At 51.1% G+C, this 16,654-nt stretch carries 16 protein-coding genes and 1 pseudogene; 16 read left to right on the forward strand and 1 reads right to left on the reverse strand.

Annotation, left to right across the window (positions count from 1 at the left end; translation table 11 throughout):
* The first annotated feature begins 253 nt into the window (after nucleotides 1-253).
* The 10 genes and pseudogenes from J3D54_RS21145 to J3D54_RS21190 all read left to right on the forward strand — a co-directional run bounded on the left by J3D54_RS21145 (nucleotide 254) and on the right by J3D54_RS21190 (nucleotide 9,015).
* Nucleotides 254-613: an Arm DNA-binding domain-containing protein gene (locus J3D54_RS21145; RefSeq protein ID WP_253422342.1), complete on the forward strand. Its 360-nt coding sequence runs from the start codon at nucleotides 254-256 to the stop codon at nucleotides 611-613.
* A pseudogene (locus J3D54_RS21150) lies at nucleotides 571-1,394 on the forward strand (IS3 family transposase); the annotation flags it as partial. The gene J3D54_RS21145 and the pseudogene J3D54_RS21150, both read left to right, overlap by 43 nt.
* Before the next feature lie 973 nt (nucleotides 1,395-2,367).
* Nucleotides 2,368-2,712, forward strand: coding sequence for an iron-containing redox enzyme family protein (locus J3D54_RS21155; RefSeq protein ID WP_253422344.1), 345 nt, complete (start codon nucleotides 2,368-2,370; stop codon nucleotides 2,710-2,712).
* Nucleotides 2,713-2,778: 66 nt separating this feature from the next.
* Nucleotides 2,779-3,642 (forward strand): thymidylate synthase, encoded by an 864-nt coding sequence (locus tag J3D54_RS21160; protein WP_253422346.1) that lies wholly within the window; start codon nucleotides 2,779-2,781, stop codon nucleotides 3,640-3,642.
* Nucleotides 3,626-4,189, forward strand: coding sequence for an inosine/xanthosine triphosphatase (locus tag J3D54_RS21165; protein ID WP_253422348.1), 564 nt, complete (start codon nucleotides 3,626-3,628; stop codon nucleotides 4,187-4,189). Before J3D54_RS21160 ends, J3D54_RS21165 begins: the two co-directional genes overlap by 17 nt.
* Nucleotides 4,186-4,866, forward strand: coding sequence for an HAD family hydrolase (locus tag J3D54_RS21170; protein ID WP_253422350.1), 681 nt, complete (start codon nucleotides 4,186-4,188; stop codon nucleotides 4,864-4,866). The genes J3D54_RS21165 and J3D54_RS21170 overlap by 4 nt, the downstream gene beginning before the upstream one ends.
* Nucleotides 4,856-6,148: an amidohydrolase family protein gene (locus tag J3D54_RS21175; RefSeq protein ID WP_253422352.1), complete on the forward strand. Its 1,293-nt coding sequence runs from the start codon at nucleotides 4,856-4,858 to the stop codon at nucleotides 6,146-6,148. The genes J3D54_RS21170 and J3D54_RS21175 overlap by 11 nt, the downstream gene beginning before the upstream one ends.
* Nucleotides 6,145-6,774, forward strand: coding sequence for a phosphoribosylglycinamide formyltransferase (gene purN / locus J3D54_RS21180; RefSeq protein WP_253422354.1), 630 nt, complete (start codon nucleotides 6,145-6,147; stop codon nucleotides 6,772-6,774). Before J3D54_RS21175 ends, purN begins: the two co-directional genes overlap by 4 nt.
* On the forward strand, nucleotides 6,755-7,963 hold the full coding sequence (locus tag J3D54_RS21185) for an MFS transporter (protein WP_253422356.1): 1,209 nt from the start codon (nucleotides 6,755-6,757) through the stop codon (nucleotides 7,961-7,963). The genes purN and J3D54_RS21185 overlap by 20 nt, the downstream gene beginning before the upstream one ends.
* Nucleotides 7,964-8,040: 77 nt before the next feature.
* Nucleotides 8,041-9,015 carry a nucleoside hydrolase gene (locus J3D54_RS21190; RefSeq protein ID WP_253426688.1) on the forward strand — a complete coding sequence of 325 codons (975 nt, stop codon included), beginning with the start codon at nucleotides 8,041-8,043 and terminating at the stop codon, nucleotides 9,013-9,015.
* A gap of 165 nt (nucleotides 9,016-9,180) precedes the next feature.
* Here J3D54_RS21190 and J3D54_RS21195 read toward each other — a convergent pair whose 3' ends face one another.
* A complete protein-coding gene (locus J3D54_RS21195; RefSeq protein ID WP_253422358.1) occupies nucleotides 9,181-9,333 on the reverse strand; it encodes a hypothetical protein in 153 nt (50 codons plus the stop codon).
* Nucleotides 9,334-10,432: 1,099 nt separating this feature from the next.
* Here J3D54_RS21195 and J3D54_RS21200 point away from each other — a divergent pair.
* The 6 genes from J3D54_RS21200 (at nucleotide 10,433) to moaE (ending at nucleotide 16,604) form a co-directional block, all read left to right on the forward strand.
* Complete coding sequence (locus J3D54_RS21200) at nucleotides 10,433-10,777, forward strand: RHS domain-containing protein (protein WP_367399625.1); 345 nt, start codon at nucleotides 10,433-10,435, stop codon at nucleotides 10,775-10,777.
* Between the two features lie 359 nt (nucleotides 10,778-11,136).
* Entirely contained in the window at nucleotides 11,137-12,156 is a 1,020-nt protein-coding gene (locus J3D54_RS21205) for a substrate-binding domain-containing protein (RefSeq protein WP_253426690.1), read from the forward strand.
* On the forward strand, nucleotides 12,144-15,164 hold the full coding sequence (locus J3D54_RS21210) for an EAL domain-containing protein (protein WP_253422361.1): 3,021 nt from the start codon (nucleotides 12,144-12,146) through the stop codon (nucleotides 15,162-15,164). The genes J3D54_RS21205 and J3D54_RS21210 overlap by 13 nt, the downstream gene beginning before the upstream one ends.
* Before the next feature lie 273 nt (nucleotides 15,165-15,437).
* The gene (gene moaC / locus J3D54_RS21215; protein WP_253426692.1) at nucleotides 15,438-15,911 is read left to right on the forward strand and encodes a cyclic pyranopterin monophosphate synthase MoaC; all 474 of its coding nucleotides are present in this window, start codon (nucleotides 15,438-15,440) and stop codon (nucleotides 15,909-15,911) included.
* Complete coding sequence (locus J3D54_RS21220; protein ID WP_253422363.1) at nucleotides 15,908-16,153, forward strand: MoaD/ThiS family protein; 246 nt, start codon at nucleotides 15,908-15,910, stop codon at nucleotides 16,151-16,153. Before moaC ends, J3D54_RS21220 begins: the two co-directional genes overlap by 4 nt.
* A 4-nt stretch (nucleotides 16,154-16,157) precedes the next feature.
* Entirely contained in the window at nucleotides 16,158-16,604 is a 447-nt protein-coding gene (gene moaE, locus J3D54_RS21225) for a molybdopterin synthase catalytic subunit MoaE (protein ID WP_253422365.1), read from the forward strand.
* The last annotated feature ends 50 nt before the right edge of the window (nucleotides 16,605-16,654 follow it).

Here is a 16,654-nt window from a genome sequence, read left to right on the forward strand (position 1 = left end):
TCCAGTCTCGTTTCCCGCTCCAAATATTGATCTACAGATGTCTGCTGAAATCTGTAAGTCATTGAAAATAGAGGCTTCGGCCTCTTTTTTCGTTCCAGTGATTTCTACTGAAAACCACCTCCGGCCACGCTTTTTTTGTACATTAAAACGTACATCGAAATCCGGTCCCAGGACGTACCAGTTTTCAGATAGATGATGCATTGCTGGAACCCGTACATCTCTCCTCAATCGATCGAGACGAGGAGCTGTACATGTGCCTTTGACTGATACGGCTGTTCGCCACGCAAAAAATTTCGGAAAAAATTACAGCCTCAAGGACATGGACGGCTTGCACCTATTCGTCAGTTCGACAGGTGCCAAGAGCTGGCATTTTTGTTTCACCTGGTTAGGTAAGCCGGCTCGCATCTCCTTGGGAATGTATCCGGAGCTAAGCCTTAAAGACGCTCGTTTTGCTCGTGACAATGCGCGTACCCAGGTCGCAAAGGGGATTGATCCTCGAGCCGCTCGAAGAGAGGATCGTCTCGCCGTCTTGGCTGCTGATGAGAATTCTTTTGCTGCAGTCTTTCTTGCCTGGCGAACCTTCAAGGTGGTTACATTGAGGTCAATCAAGTGACCGAAAAGAAGCTGCCCGTCGCTGATGTAGCGGCCCGTCTTGGCGTGTCGACGCATAGCCTCTATGCCTGGATAAAGCGCTACAGCAAACCTCAAGAAGAACGGCAGCAGGACGATGATCAACACGCAGAGCTGCGTCGTCTGCGAGCGGAACTCAAGCGGGTCACTGAAGAGCGAGACATCTTGAAAAAGGCCGTCGCGTACTTTGCCAAGGAGTGCGGCTGAAGTACGCCTTTATCAAGCAGCGAGCGGGAGACTATTCCATTCGACGGTTTGTCTGACGCTGAAAGTCCATCCCGGTGGTTATTACGCCTGGTTGTCTGAGCCGCAATCTGCACGCACCAAAGACGACCAGCGGCTGCTGGGTTTGATCCAGCATTCATGGCTTCACCCAATTTACTGAAGCGCCAGTTCGATGTCTTAGAGCCGAACAAAGTTTGGGTGACCGACATCGCCTACATTCGCACGTATGAAGGCTGGCTGTATTTGGCTGTGGTGCTGGATCTGTTTTCCCGTCAGGTCGTTGGCTGGTCAATGAAGTCGCAAATGACCAGTGATTTGGTCATTGATGCGCTATTGATGGCGGTTTGGAGGCGAAACCGAAACAGGAGGTGATGGTTCGCTCCGACCAAGGCGGCCAGTACAGCAGCTCCGATTGGCGCAGTTTTTTGAAAGCGAACAATTTGGTTGCCAGCATGAGTCGCCGAGGCAACTGTCATAACAATGCCGTAGCAGAGAGCTTTCTTCAGCTTCTGAAACGGGAAGGTATCAAGCGAAAAATCTCCACCACACCATTTGGTCGGCCCAAATACCGGCAACGTAACGTCATCAAGCGCACGTTCGGTTGGCTAAAAGCGCACCTCTATGTGGTGAGGGGGGGGCAAGCGGACCCTCGGCCGTTTCTTTGCTTTCCGTGCCAAGGATGCTTTTTCCTTAAAAACATTGCAAATCAACTATTTACAAAATAATCAAGAGAAAAACAATAAATATGTATTGCGAAACATGTCTGTATCGTTTATCGTTTTTTTACTTATTTTAGAAAGGATTTTAAATGAGCGCTTTTATCATGGAAGTTTCCCGCCCCTTGTCCCCGCACTGCCAAGCAAACCCCTTGATGAACAGATCATGTATCTGATTCAGATGTCTGATTTGGACGGTTTTTTTCTCGAAAAATAAGCTCGCGAAGTAACGCTGATAGAGCTTACTACACAGGCCATCGAGTTGGCATTTTCGAAAAGGATGCGAAGCAAGTAAGGCGGCGATTCACTCAATCTTGTTCGAGATGTATCGTCAGCACATCGGCCACTCCGATGTCATCAGCATCAATTAATCAATTCAACCCTACTTTGATTCGGATCAGAAGTCTCATCGAGCGTCCTGGATTGAGCAAGAAAAAAATGCAAGTAGCAAGAAATGGTATTGATTATGGGAGGGGTTTTTCCAGCTTTTCTTAAGCAGGTCTGCCCGTCTCACAAGGCGTCACGGCATGAGTTATTCGACTATCTCGCCTTGGAAGCGAATGAGCAACAGCTTTGCTACTTTTTTAAAGGCGATAGTGCTTTAAATTTGCACTTTTTGACATCTTAGCTATGGCTCTTCACGGCTCGGAGTTAAGTGCTAGAGGGGAAAACGCACGAATTTGTGGGATGAGATCGGGCATGGCAGCGATCACCTGGCACAGGTTAATTTATATAAGGATTTATTGGTGCGAAGAGGTATTCCATTACCGGAAGATCACAGTGTCACTGGTAAGACTTGGCTGGGTTTAATACTTTCATGCTGGGTGCTGTAAATCGTCAGCACTATTATAAGCTGATTGGCTTGTTGACGATGACGGAGTTGCTGGGCCCTTCTCAATATGAAAAGCTTGCTCAAGGTTGTGAGCGACTGGGGCTGCGCAAGCAGGATACTTCTTATTATCGAGAACATATTCAGATCGATGTTGTTCATGCTCGGGGGTGGCTGGACAATGTGGTGACGCCTTTGGCTACGCGCAAGGCCGAAGCCCTTGATGAAATCTATTTTGGCGCGCAGTTGAGATTGGATGCCTGTGCGGCCTATTATGATGACCTGCTGAAAGTAATAAAGTCGCTGGCTTAGACGTCAAAAAACATAAGCCAGTGTTTGCAGCTTTAGGATGTATATTTTGCCAAGGAGTATGGTGTGGTGAGTTCTTTAGATAAAACAGTTGAGTGTGTAAAAGTGTCACATGCCTTTATTGATGTCGTCGCAAATAGCGTCGATGGCTTGGTCAAGAAAGGTATTGTTAATATCCTCGAACATGGTCATGCTATTTCTTCGAGAGCGGGTGGTGCTCGTCAGGCATATGGAGTTAATTATATTCTTACAAATCCTCTTAATCGAATTCACTCGCTAAGAAAGGGCGCAAAACGCTATTTGTGTAGAGAGTTGTTAGCTTATTTTAGTGGTAGTCTAAATGCCCAAGAAGGATTGGCCAAGGCCTCAAATTTCTGGATGACATTGGTTGATGAAGAGGGCAATGTAAACTCCAATTACGGTTATTATGTTTTTCACGAGCCTGTGTTAGAGCATGAGAATCAGTACAATTGGATTATTAATATGTTAATGGCAAACCCTGATTCACGGCGCGCAATCATAAATATAAATCAAAATTACCACAAGTCGGATACTAAAGATTTCCCTTGTACGGTTGGTATGCAGTTTTTTATCAAGGACCGTACGTTGTTCTGTGAAACAATTTCCCGTAGCACCGATGTGATTACGGGATTGCCATACGATATGGGTTTTTTCTCATTTGTTCACGAGCTGGTTTTCGCCGACTTAGTCGAACGAGGCATGTCGGAATTGCGGCTTGGCTCGACCATCATGAAGACTACGTTTACACAAATTTATGATAACGCCGTCGAAAAGGCTAACGACGCAATGCTGAACGTGGGTGTGATAGAGCAGATGCCAACCATACAGTCTGCTATTACCACACTGGCTGATATTTATGGGCGCACTCAAAAAACTGAAGTTGTCCGGTGGGTTCATGAAAATGCGGAGTGAATTACCATTTTTTGTCCTGGCGACCAAAAATATCGCTAAGATCAATGCTTTGAATGATGTGTGTGGTGACTTGTTTGGATCCTTTACTTTGATACCTTTTGACGCAGACTCAGGTGTATCAGAGACCCCTACTACCGATGAGGAAGCAATTCGTGGATGCCTTGGTAGACTTGAGAGTGTGCAGAGGCATTCTAATGAGCGGGCCGACTATTATGTCGCCCTTGAAGGATTAGTTGAACACCTCTCTTTCGGCAGCTTCGTGTATGGTTGGGCCGCGGTGAAAGATCGGCACACTGGTGATGTTTTCTATGGCTGCAGTGGCAAGGTCATGCTCCCGCCTGAAGTTGTTGCCAGGATAAGGCCCGAATTGAAACTCTCTGCAATCATGCAAGAACTTTATCCCGAAACGGCTGGTGACATGGATTTGTTAGGCTGTAATGGGATAATTACGGCAGGAATGTATAGTAGGGTAGACGAATTTAAAACTGCGCTGCGATGTGCATTGGGCGCTGCTTTGGCCTCAGATGTTGGCGTGATTCGGCAATGATCCGGTGTGTTCTATTTGATATCGACGATACGCTGCTCAACCATCAGCAAGGACATCTGTACGCAATGGATTGGTTGGAGAGTTTCTTGGCCAGCCATGATTACGCTAGCGGCAACGATGAGTTCGAGCGCTTTCACCAGTTTTACAATGAGATGAACCAGAGACTATGGTCTCAATTTGAAGGTGGTGGTCTAACCGTTGAGAGCTTACTAAGCCAACGTTTTCAGCATGTGTTTGATTGGTTTGGCGTTCGCCGGACTCATCGCGATGAAATTGAATCAACGTTCATATGCAAGTACGCAGAGTCCTGTGTTCCGACCGGCCCTTGGCTGAATATTTTGAAATATTTTCGCCAGCGTGGAATTATACTTGGTGTATGCAGTAATGGCGCTGAGCGAGTCCAAAGATTGAAACTCGAGGCAAGTCGGTTAGCACCCTATTTTGATTATTTTTTCTTTGGTTTTTGCGCCCCTCAGTGCAAACCCCACGAAAGCTTTTATCAACGTGTGAAGCGTGAATTGGATGTCGCCTTTGAGGACATTGTGATGGTCGGCGATAGTCTAGAGAATGATGTCTTACCCTGCCAAAAATTGGGGATTAAAGTGCATCATTTTTCAAAGCGAGCCGACTTTAGTAAGTCAATCGCGTCGTTGATGGAGATTGTAGATGCTGGATGAAGTTATTTATAAAGGCGTGAGGTATCTGTGCCCTGATACTCATCGGTTGGCCCATGGCAGTCTTCACGTAAAAGGATCCACGATTTTCGCGATCTACTCGCCGAGCTGTCCGCTTCCGGATGGTGTGCGAATTGCTGATTGCTCAAATTTCATCTGTATGCCGGGCTTGGTTAACGCGCATTTACACCCGAGCAAAGAATTATATGGCGGGCTGATGGAGTATTCTCCCATTAGTGCCGTGCTGGATGCGGTACATAAAAACAACGAATTGGAAACTCGTGAGGTGCAGGGTGTCGCTACACTATACAGCCTGATGAAAGAGATTCGTAAAGGGGTTACTTGTGTTGGAGTGTTCACCAGTCGGCCTGAAGTCGATATTGATGCCTGCAAGAAACTCGGCGTACGGGCAGCAATCAATTATTGCCAAAGCAACCAGTGGATTGGCGCGGGGGCCCGCCCAGAATTTAAACCTATTCATAGTATTGCCGAGAATTTTGTATCGACTAAGCAACAATACCAGTCTGACACTCTAAGTGTAATACCCTCTACCGCTTCCGAACTTTCCGCCAACGAAGAGCTATTTAAATATCTTCATGCGGAAGCAAAAAAAGCTGGTTCGGTATTTTCTCTTCACCTTCATGAGGGCGCAACACAAGTTGCGCTTTTTAAGGAGGTATTCGGTATGACGGCAGTCGAGTATCTGCATGCTTTAGAGATATTGGATGAGTCTACGACGTTGATACATGCTTCTTGTGTGTCACCCGCTGACCTCGCTATCCTTCAGCAGAGTCGTTGTAATATCATTCACTGCCCCGTAAGTAATAGTTATGTCGGAGCCGGTACACTGCCTTTGGCATCACTGATGGAAGGTCGATCGGTCGGTCTCGGTACTGATGCAGCAATGGTAAATCCAATAGGCGACATTACATTTGATGCGCTATTCACTGTTTATCATCATGGCCCAGATAACCTAGATAAAAAGCCAAGCGCACGTGAAACTCTAAAAATGCTGACTTCCTCAGGAGCTCGCGCGCTTGGATTGAAGGACGTAGGTGAGTTGCGCGTAGGCTTTCTTGCCGATATTGCCTTCTACGATAGTGTCAACTTTTCTGATCATTATTTGGATAATCCAATTTCCTTTTTGAACATGATCCACAAGGAAAATCCTGTGCGGGTCATGGTTGGTGGTGCCGTAATTTTTGAGTTCGGTGAGTTTGTGTGCCACTCACTGGTGGACGTGCGATCCACTTTTTCCAAATTCAAGGAGCATGTAGTCGGATGAAAAATATAGCTTTTTTATTTTCAGGCCGTGGATCATTAATTGACGCGGTAAAAAATGGGATCGAAGAGGCAGAACACGCTGCTAGGCTTGCATTGGTCATCACCAATAACGCTAGTTTCGATGCTGGGGCCGATACCCGATTTTCCGATGTGAAGGTTAATAAAGTAATTCATTCGGATTATCCGAGCCGTGCGGAATTCGAACGGGAAATCGCAATATTGCTGGAGGGCGCACAGATCGATGTGATCGTCTTGGGAGGCTTTCGCAGGATATTTTCGTCTGAGTTTGTTAGTCGGTTTGGTAGTAGAACCATCAATACACATCCATCTATCCTGCCGGCTTTTCCGGGCGACAAGGCCCAGCGCCGGGCTCTGGAGGCAGGTGTAAAGATCACAGGGGCCACGGTACACTTTATCAATGATGAAGTGGACGCAGGACCTATTATTGATCAGGGCACAGTTAGAATCACCTCACAAATGACTGAGGCGATGCTACGCGAGGAAATCATTTGCGTAGAACAGAATATTATTTGTACAGCTGTTGCGGGCCTCATTGATGAGCAGATTTTTGTTGAGCAGGGCCGAGTCGTGAACAAAGGAGTGCGCAATGGGCTTCCAGAGTCGTAATTTCTTGCCCGCAGTGGTCGTCGCTTCAATGCTATTTGTGGCCATCACTAGCCTAGGGATATCTGTTGCTGTACTTCCACCCTATATCAACAAGGTGTTAGGGCTGCCCGGTAGCTATGTCGGTTTTATCGTGGTGATGGAATCAGTCGCGACGTTGTTATCCCGGCCGTACGCAGGCCGATTTTCTGATCGGCATGGTCCAAAGCGAGCAATGGTCACTGGTCTACTGCTCCTCTTCGCTGCCGGTACAATATGCTTCATTCTGACTGACCAGAGTGTATTGTCTGCTATGCCTGTCTTTGCCCTTGTGTGTTTTAGCCGGTTATTAATGGGCGTGGGAGAAAGCTTGGTGTTTACCAGTAGTGGAACTTGGCCAATCGGTTTGATAGGGCGTGAGCATGCTGGGAAAGTTATGTCCTGGGTCGGTATCGGTATGTTCCTCGGACTCGCGATTGGCAATTATATCGGAGCATATTTATTTCGTGAGAACTCTGTATTGCTATCAATGTTGATCATGTCATGCCTCCCGTTTTTTGGTGTCATGGTGGTGTTGTTTGTCGAAGATGCTAAGGTACCCGGCGAGCCGGTGAGTATCTCGACTTGGACGGCAATACGTGAAATATGGCGACCTGGCTCAGGTTTTGCGCTGGGTAACGTTGGTTATGCATCAATAACTTCGTTTTTGTTACTGTTTTTGATGGAGAAAGGATGGCAGACAGATGCGCCGATGATTTTGTCGTTATTTGGTGTAGGTTATGTCGTCGCGCGACTAATGCTCGGAAAAAAGGCGGATGCCTATGGATTAAAAGCTGTATGGATATCATTGATTATCGAATCACTAGGCCTTTTGCTGGTGGCCACTGCGCCCCAGGTTGATGTAGTGATGTTAGGAGCGTTTATGACTGGTCTCGGATTGTCGATGGTCTATCCGTTATTGGCATTACCGGCCATTAAGAGTTTACCGGACACTAATATCGGGCTAGCGCTTAGTACGTACGAAGCGTGTTTCGATATTGGCATTCTTCTGGCTGGCGGCGTAGGAGGGCTCTGCGTGAGTCACTTCGGATATGCATCAGTGTTTTATTTTGCGTCAGGTTGCGCTGTTGTTGCCATGTTTAGTTCTTGGCTCGCCTACCGCGAGCTGCAACGCGCGAGCGTTGACGTGAACCTGATTAAGTTACAGTCATAAGTATGTATTAGTTTTTTTTGCATAAGGAGCAGTGGGCATTGAAGGAGTATTTTGTGAGGGTATGGTTGTTTTTCGTGATGCTATGTCTGTCTTGTGGAGCATTAGCAGAATCGCGAACCAATTTAATCATCGATACTGATCCTGGTGCCGACGACATGATCGCGCTTTTGGTGGCTTTCGCGTCGCCGGACAAATTGAACTTGCTAGGTGTGACGACTGTAGCGGGGAACGTGCGGATCGATAAAACTTCACGCAACGCCCGGATTGCAAGAGAGTGGGCGTCTCGTGGAGACGTCCCCATTTACTCGGGCGCCGCACGTCCTTTGGTTCGCTCTCCGGTGTATGCGGAAAGCGTCCATGGCCCCGAGGGAATTTCCGGGGTAAAGGTGTTCGAGCCTAAACAACCCCTAGCGGGTGATGACGCTGTCTCGTTTATTATTACGACACTACGGGCGGCGCCAGCGCATTCGATTACACTAGCATTATTAGGGCCGGAAACTAATCTCGCGCTTGCTTTAAAACAAGCGCCTGATATTGTCAAAGGGATCAAGGAAGTTGTAGTAATGGGTGGAGCGCACTTTCAGGGCGGCAATGTAACACCTACTGCGGAATTCAACATGTTTGCGGATGCAGAAGCCGCGAAATATGTTCTAGATAGTGGCGTGCAAATCACTTATTTACCTATTGACGTCACTCATAAATTATTGACAAGCGAGGGACGAATCTCAGCTTTAGATCAGTTGGGTAATCAAGCGGGACACCACGTGGCCTCCATTCTTCGCGGCTACATCCAGAGCTACGTTGAGCGCTATGGTTTGTCGGGCGGGCCGGTCCACGATGCTACTGTGATTGCTTATCTGTTAAATCGTGAGCTCTTTCGTGGCCGAGAGATCTACCTTTCAATCGACACGCGAGAGGGCTTGACATATGGCCAGACGATAGCAGACTGGTATGGGACACTGAACAAAAAACCAGATGCATTTTGGGTTGAGGACGGCGATGCTGACGAGGTGTTCAAATTGATTACTTCGCGTATATCGAAGCTCAATTAAATCAGCTCAACCCAGCCAAATTTGACTCACCACACCGTGGAGCAGATGCGCAGGTGGCTAGTCCAAAGTCGCCGCCTTCTGATCGAATGATTGCCTTAGCGGCCCCTAAGGCAGCCACAGCTTTCTCATGGTAGGCAGCAAGAACCGCACCACCAATGAGCATGGTTATGATAAATGCAGTTTTTCTGCAAGCTCCGGCTTCAGCACAAGCAGAAGCACTGACCTGAGCTGTTGGGAAAGTTGCTCCTTGAATTGCTTGTTGATTTCGGCAATGCCCGGTGCGGTGTGCCCGAACTCAGCCATTGCGTTAGCAAACATGCAGCCACGAAACTCTAAGCTTGTCACCCTGTGGTCATAGTAGCTGAACAATGCATGGAGCTTGTCTGATGCCCCTCGGGCTTGATCAATGCAGTGTAGGTATTGCTGCCGTCATTGGTCATATTGCCGTTGGCGTCATACAGCAAGGATGCTGCTGACATAGGCGTAGAATCTCCAAATTTTATCGTCGCATCCGTGCGGATTCCATCAAAGCATTTGCAGCACTCTGCCGAATAATCCTGCAAAAATTTTCCACCGCTGCATTATTAATGCATTTATTGGAATTTAATATAATCCTATTCAGGTCATCATCTGAGACAGTCGCATCGATATGTCGTATCGCCCAATTTTGAAAGTCAGGGTGTGTTTTTGCAAGTGCGACAAATGTACCGAACTGATCCCATCTTTGGGCGAAGAGGTTCGCCACGGCTTCAGAGTAGCCCTCGCCAAGCTCACCATCATCACAAGAAGCGAAGGCATCTCTGATGCTTAAAAAGGGAAGACCAATCTCCGCGCGCGTCAACTAACAAAGACCCTTCTCGGCTGTTCATCTCGGGAGGGCAGTTTCCGTACGCCGAAGCCTGAGAGAATGACACACATCCCAATCCAAGTCCGAACAACAAGACCAAGAAGGTCAGGGAGCGAGCACATACAAATCTGATAAAAATCATGATGATCACCCTATCGATCACACTACTGTTGCGTACCAAACTGAGGAGCATTGACGTTATTGTTGATAACAGTCATGGATGTTACTGGGTCAGTTGTTATGAGATTACGCACGAATCCCATAGCCGCGTCTGTCGTTCGGATACCTCCCAGCGTCGGATGGTTTTGTGCGCCGCTATTCGCTCTTCCTGAATGGAGCCCCATTCCTGTTCGCCCCGGAATGTTGAAGATGATAATCCCATGTGAGCCATATAGGTCATTGGCACCACTCTCTGGATGCGGATTAGAACCGTTGTAAGGAAAAGTTCCATTTGGCCAAGGCCCGTTGCTCGTTGTCGTGGTGTTGTTATTTGCAGGGTAGGTTCCGATCGTATTGCCAGCGCTATCCCTGATGGGGATAGTGTGCGTTTGGCCGTCGTAACTAATCGATGTGCATTACATCTTCGAACCGGGCACCTTCGTCCCGGTGGCCCAGGCTCTGCGACATAAACCGATTCACCTACTGGGACAGCCTGACTACAGCGGCGACTACAGCTTCGATGACGATCCACTATGGAACCACTCACCGACCGCACAACCGTTCGACGTGCTGGCCTGGTATCAATGCGACCATCTGGGCACACCGCTAGAACTGACCGACCAGAATGGCGACATCGTATGGAGTGCGCAGTACAAGGCGTGGGGCGAAGTCCGTGAGCAACGCTCGGAATCCAATCGGATTGGCGGGTGGCATCAACCTGCATCAATATGCTCCCAACCCTATAGAGTGGGTTGATCCACTTGGCTTGGCAAAGAAGGCTCTGCCATGGGCCCTGTCCCATTTCCTGAATGATCAGGTTTAAAGTTCGCGCACTTTACCCATAAAAGACCTGATGACCGCAGAACCGACTATCCTTTCGGATATTGAACACTGCACTCTTGGCAAAAAGGGACGCCATGCCAGACTCTGATCGCGCCATCGGCTCCATACCCGGCATCACATGCGGTGATCGAACCTGTCTGATCGGGCCCTGGTTACTCAGGCCCTGGCTACTCTGGATGGCTTCAATTACGGTTTTCTGTCTTTTCACGACAACTCCCGGATACGGCCAGAACCTGCCAACCGCAGCGGGTGTCGAAAACGCCACGGTTACGGTGACTCAAGCGCAGGAAATCGTTTCCAGGGCCACCCTCGAAGCCGTTCGCTGGAGCGGCCCTGAATCCGGCCCGCAAGCCCTGCGGGGCAAGAACATCGCGCTTGTCGCGGAAGATTTGCGTAACGGAGGCATCGTCGGTGTCGCGCAGGGCGCTCGCGAGGCAGCCAAGGCGATGGGCTGGACGCTGAAGATATTCGATGGCGCTGGATCATCGGCCGGGCGTGCGAAGGCCTTTTCCGATGCCCTGGCAGCGAAACCCGACGGCCTCATTCTGTGCGGCTCCGATGCCCTTGAGAACAATGCGGCGCTGATCCTCTTCGCCAACAGGGATGTGCCGGTGGTTGGCTGGCACGCCGGGGCACGCCCCGGGCCGATCGATGGCACGCCGGTGGCCATGAACGTCACGACCGACCCGCTCGAAGTGGCTCGCCTTACGGCCATGGCGGCAGTGGCACAGTCAAACGGACACGCCGGCGTGGTCATCCTGACCGACTCCAAGTACAGCATCGCCATGGCGAAAGCCAAGGCCATGGAAAACGTCATTCGGGCCTGTCGGGAATGTACAGTGCTGGAAGTGCGCGATGTCGCGATCTCTGAAAGTGGCGAGAAGATGCCGGTGATCACCAAGGAGCTTCTTCAGCGCTATGGCAAGCGCTGGACCCACACGCTGGCCATCAACGATATCTATTTCGACTACTCGATTGCCTCATTGACCAACGCCGCAATACCCAGTGACGGCATCAGTCTGTTGTCTGCCGGTGATGGCAGCGCTTCGGCTTTCTTGCGCATACAGGCAAAAACCTACCAGACCGTTACCGTGGCCGAGCCGCTCAACCTGCATGGCTGGCAAGTGATGGATGAATTGAACCGGCTGTTTGCAGGTCAGCCGGTGAGCGGCTTCGTAGCGCCGATTCACCTGGTCAATGCCGACAATATCGCCTTCGATGGCGGGAAGAAATTCCAGTACGACCCTGACAATGGTTATCGAGACATCTATCGCCACCAATGGAATCCCTGACATTGGACGTTATTTCCCGGCTCGGACGCCGGCTATTGCCGCAGTCGTTGCGCGCACAGTTCACACTGGCGTTCCTGACGCTGGCGCTGCTGATCCTGGCGGGTGGTGCCACAGCGGTCTATGCGTTGCGCACGTCAAACAACGCCACCCGCCAGCTGACGGATGAACGACTGGTGCGCATGCAAAATGGGCAAGACATGGTGCAGCGGACCTTGCTGATCGAACACCAGACCGATCAGCTTCTGACAACCCGCTCCCCCGACACCCTGCGTTCAAGCTATGCGGCGACCGTCGAACAGCTTGAAGCCCTTGATCAACTGGTGCAGGAGCTGACTGCCGCGAACAGTGGCGAGGCGATACTCGACATGCATCAGTCGAGTCAGATGTTCCGCAATACCGCCAACATCGTTGCGCAGCTGCGAGAAAGCCTGTTGCAAACCGAGGTCACCTTCGAGCAAGCCCTGGAGGATCACGCTGCCCGGTTAACCGCGACCAAGACCCGGGCGAGCCTGGAACTGGCGGTGTTACTTTTCGATCTGCCGCAGGCTAATGACAGTGATGCCGTGCAACGGCTGCGGATCCGATATGAGCGCCTGTCACGCGCCGCAGGCAAGTTACCCGATGCTGATGTGGAAACGCCCGATCTCTTCTCCCAGCGCCTGAGACTCATCAATCAGCACAACGTCATACAGCGCTTCAATGAGGAGTTGAAGAATGAAGCGGGGGTTCTGGTCGCGGTGGCCCGTGCGCAATCCAGTGCTTACACCGAAGACTATCGCGAAGCCGTGCAACGCCTGGTCGAGGCCTCAAATCGTAGCCAGCAATGGGTGCTGATCATGTTGGGCGCCAGCCTGGTGTTCGCCTGGTTTGTGACCCGGGTCTTCATGGGCCGTCATGTGCTCGTGCGCCTGAATGAAATAAGCCGGCAATTGCGTCAGGAACGCACTGACAAAACGCATTTGATGATGGAGGAGCATGGGAAGGACGAGATCGGCAACATGGCTCGTGCGGTGAATCAATTCCTCAAGGACCGTCTTCAGCTGGAAAAAAAAACGGTCCAATTGAGTATCGCCACAGAGCGGCTCGCCCTGCAAAACAACCGATTAGAGCAAGAAGCCATCATCCGTGCCGGACAAGGTCATGTCCTGGAACTGATCGCCAGAAGCACCGAGCTTGCAGAAGTCCTCGATAGCCTAGCTCACCTGGTCGAGTCCCAACTGGAGGGGATGATGGTGTCCATCCTGGTGCTGGATGAGGATGGACAGCACCTGCTGCACGGGGCTGCCCCCAGTTTGCCGAAAGCCTATAACCAGCTCATTGACGGGATTGCGATCGGTCCGAGTGTCGGTTCATGCGGCACCGCGGTGTATCGACGAGAGCCGGTCATCGTCACGGATATCGAGCTGGATTCGCTGTGGGAGGAGTACCGATCAGCCGCTGCGCCCTATGGATTTCGCGCCTGCTGGTCGACGCCGATTCTGTCCCATGAGCGAAAGGTATTGGGGACGTTTGCCCTGTATTCCAACACCGTACGCAGCCCCAGCTCGACCGAGACACGACTGATCGACATGGCGACACCTCTTGCCGGCATTGCGATAGAACGCCAACTGACCGAAAAGCGCATTCGCTATATGGGCGACCATGACGCACTGACCGGGCTGCCGAATCGCACACTGCTCGAAGACCGTCTCAAGCAGGCAATGCTTTATGCCCAGCGCTACAGCCGGCTGGTGACGGTGGTGTTTCTCGATCTGGACAAATTCAAACTGGTGAATGACAGCCTTGGGCACAGTGCTGGAGACGAACTGCTGAAAACCGTCGCCCAGCGCATGCAGGAGTGTGTACGCCGCACCGACACCGTCGTGCGACTGGGTGGCGACGAATTTGTGATCATCCTGTTCGACCAGCCCTCAGACCTCGACGGCGTCACTCCAGCCCTGCACAAGATTCAGGAAGCCATCCTGCAACCGATTCAGCTCAGCGGACATACACTCCACGTCACCTGCAGCATGGGGGTGGCCACCTATCCAGCCGACGGCAGCGATACCGACACGTTGCTCAGCAATGCGGACGCCGCCATGTACCGGGCCAAGGAGCTGGGTCGCAACAGTTACCAGTTCTATACGAGCGAGATGAATAACAAGGTTCAGGGCAAGCTCGCCATGCAAGACGGGCTACGAAACGCACTTAACCATGACGAATTCCTGCTGCTGTACCAGCCACAGGTGGATTTGCAATCAGGGCAGATTATCGGCGTAGAGGCACTGATCCGCTGGCAGCACCCCGAGCTCGGCATGGTGTCTCCGATCAAATTCATTCCCCAGGCCGAAGAGACCGGGTTGATCGTGCCCATCGGCGACTGGGTCATTCATACTGCGTGCAGACAGAACAAAAACTGGCAGGATGCGGGCTGGCCGCCGATCACCATATCGGTGAATATTTCAGCACGCCAGTTCATCGAAAGGGACCTGGTCGACCGGGTGAGGCATGCCTTGCAAGAGACCGGACTGGACCCGATGTACCTTGAGCTGGAGCTGACCGAAAGTCTGATCATGCAAGACCTTCAGCAAGCCATCAGCAAAATGAAGGAACTGCAATCAATGGGGATCAGTCTGTCGATCGACGACTTCGGCACCGGCTACTCCAGCCTCGCGGCATTGAAAAGCTTCCCCATCGCCAGACTCAAGATCGACCAGTCTTTCGTGCACGATCTGCCCGACAACGAGAACGACAAAGCCATCGCTACCGCAGTGATTTCGTTGGGGCACCAACTGAACCTCAAGGTCATAGCCGAAGGTGTCGAAACCGAAGAGCAGCAAATCTTCCTGCGTGAGAACGGCTGCGATGAAATTCAGGGCCATTTTTTCAGCAGAGCGGTCAGCGCAGAGGAAATCAGTCTGTTACTGCGTACGCCCCCAATGCCTCAACCGAGCCGCATTACCAGCCCTGATGCGGTAAGGCGAAAACGCGATGTAAAACGTCCACGCAGTCCAATGCCCGGGCATTAATGACTTAGTGAAAACGCTGTTGTGTCAGAAGCCGATCGCCTGGGTACTTCGCAAACTGGCAGTGACGGGCGTCATTATCGGAGCTCGCCCTCCGGCACAAGTAGACGGGCTGATTGCAGCTTCGGAATTGCGCTTTCGAACCATGGAAATCGGTTGAGCAACGGCCTTGTCTGCATTACTTGATTGACGTCAACCGCCTGTGTCGGCCTGCGCTGTATTCTGCGCTGAAACCGACTGTTGGTAGCGCAAGGCTTATTGCTCATGACTGAATTGATGCTGACTCACCTCGACTCACTGGGACGCGTGCGAATGGTCGATGTTACGGATAAATGCGTGACGTCCCGAGAAGCAGTGGCTGAAGCATGGGTTCATATGCTTGCCGAGACCCGACAACTGATTGCCAGTGGTGCTCACCCTAAAGGTGATGTATTTGCGGTAGCACGGATCGCTGGCATTCAGGCGGCCAAACGCGCGAGCGAGTTGATTCCGCTCTGTCATCCGCTGCTTTTGAGCAGTGTTAACGTTGAGTTGAGTTTTGAAGGTGACCAACGCGTACGTATTGTTTCTCGGTGCAAGTTGTCCGGACAGACCGGCGTCGAGATGGAGGCACTGACCGCCGCCAGTGTGGCGGCCTTGACCCTGTATGACATGTGCAAGGCCGTGGACCGGGGCATGAGTATCGAATCGGTGCGGTTGTTGGAAAAACGGGGTGGTAAAAGCGGTTGGTATCAGGCGCAGGAACAATGAAGTTGAATGTTTTGTATTTCTCACGGTATCGCGAAACGCTGGGCCTTGACGATGAAACGATTGAAGGTGATTTCACTTCTGTCGATCAGTTGCGTCAGCACCTGATACGTCGTTCTGGCGTCTGGCAGGTGCTGGCCGAACAGAACCTCATGTGTGCCCGCAATCAGGAGATGTGCGGGCTCGATGAGCCGTTGATAGACGGTGATGAAGTGGGTTTTTTCCCCACCGTAACGGGAGGGTGATTCGATGATTCGAGTGCAGACAGAGCGCTTCGACCCCGGCACCGAAATCAATGCCCTGCAGGCTTTGAGCCTGAATGTCGGTGCCGTGGTGAGTTTTGTCGGGTATGTACGTGACACCAACGTCGGACAAGAAGTCGCCGGGATGTTTCTTGAGCATTACCCCGGTATGACCGAAAAGGTCCTGGGCAAGATCGCCGACGAAGCCCGACAGCGCTGGCCGTTGCTCGGACTGGTACTGATCCATCGAATCGGCGCGCTGCAACCGGGAGAACCCATTGTCTTTGTCGGCATCAGCAGCAGTCATCGTCAAGCGGCTTTTGATGCCTGTGCGTTTGTAATGGATTACCTGAAAACCCGCGCGCCATTCTGGAAGAAAGAACAGGTGGCCGAGAGTTCCCATTGGGTCGAGGCTCGCAACAGTGATCGCGAGGCGGCGCAACGATGGGAGTGACGTTTCCCTCGCGATGAGTGGATCGTGTTCAGCTGTATCGAGAGCGAGAA

The sequence above is a fragment of the Pseudomonas sp. GGS8 genome, assembly GCF_024168645.1.
In the GTDB taxonomy this organism is placed as follows: domain Bacteria; phylum Pseudomonadota; class Gammaproteobacteria; order Pseudomonadales; family Pseudomonadaceae; genus Aquipseudomonas.

Bases quoted from the DNA above. Each gene is read 5' to 3' on its own strand.
- J3D54_RS21165 (WP_253422348.1), top strand. From the start codon at position 3,626: ATGAAAATGCGGAGTGAATTACCATTTTTTGTCCTGGCGACCAAAAAT.
- J3D54_RS21170 (WP_253422350.1), top strand. From the start codon at position 4,186: ATGATCCGGTGTGTTCTATTTGATATCGACGATACGCTGCTCAACCAT.
- J3D54_RS21175 (WP_253422352.1), top strand. From the start codon at position 4,856: ATGCTGGATGAAGTTATTTATAAAGGCGTGAGGTATCTGTGCCCTGAT.
- purN (WP_253422354.1), top strand. From the start codon at position 6,145: ATGAAAAATATAGCTTTTTTATTTTCAGGCCGTGGATCATTAATTGAC.
- J3D54_RS21185 (WP_253422356.1), top strand. From the start codon at position 6,755: ATGGGCTTCCAGAGTCGTAATTTCTTGCCCGCAGTGGTCGTCGCTTCA.
- J3D54_RS21190 (WP_253426688.1), top strand. From the start codon at position 8,041: ATGCTATGTCTGTCTTGTGGAGCATTAGCAGAATCGCGAACCAATTTA.
- J3D54_RS21195 (WP_253422358.1), bottom strand. From the start codon at position 9,333: ATGTTTGCTAACGCAATGGCTGAGTTCGGGCACACCGCACCGGGCATT.
- J3D54_RS21210 (WP_253422361.1), top strand. From the start codon at position 12,144: ATGGAATCCCTGACATTGGACGTTATTTCCCGGCTCGGACGCCGGCTA.
- moaC (WP_253426692.1), top strand. From the start codon at position 15,438: ATGCTGACTCACCTCGACTCACTGGGACGCGTGCGAATGGTCGATGTT.
- J3D54_RS21220 (WP_253422363.1), top strand. From the start codon at position 15,908: ATGAAGTTGAATGTTTTGTATTTCTCACGGTATCGCGAAACGCTGGGC.
- moaE (WP_253422365.1), top strand. From the start codon at position 16,158: ATGATTCGAGTGCAGACAGAGCGCTTCGACCCCGGCACCGAAATCAAT.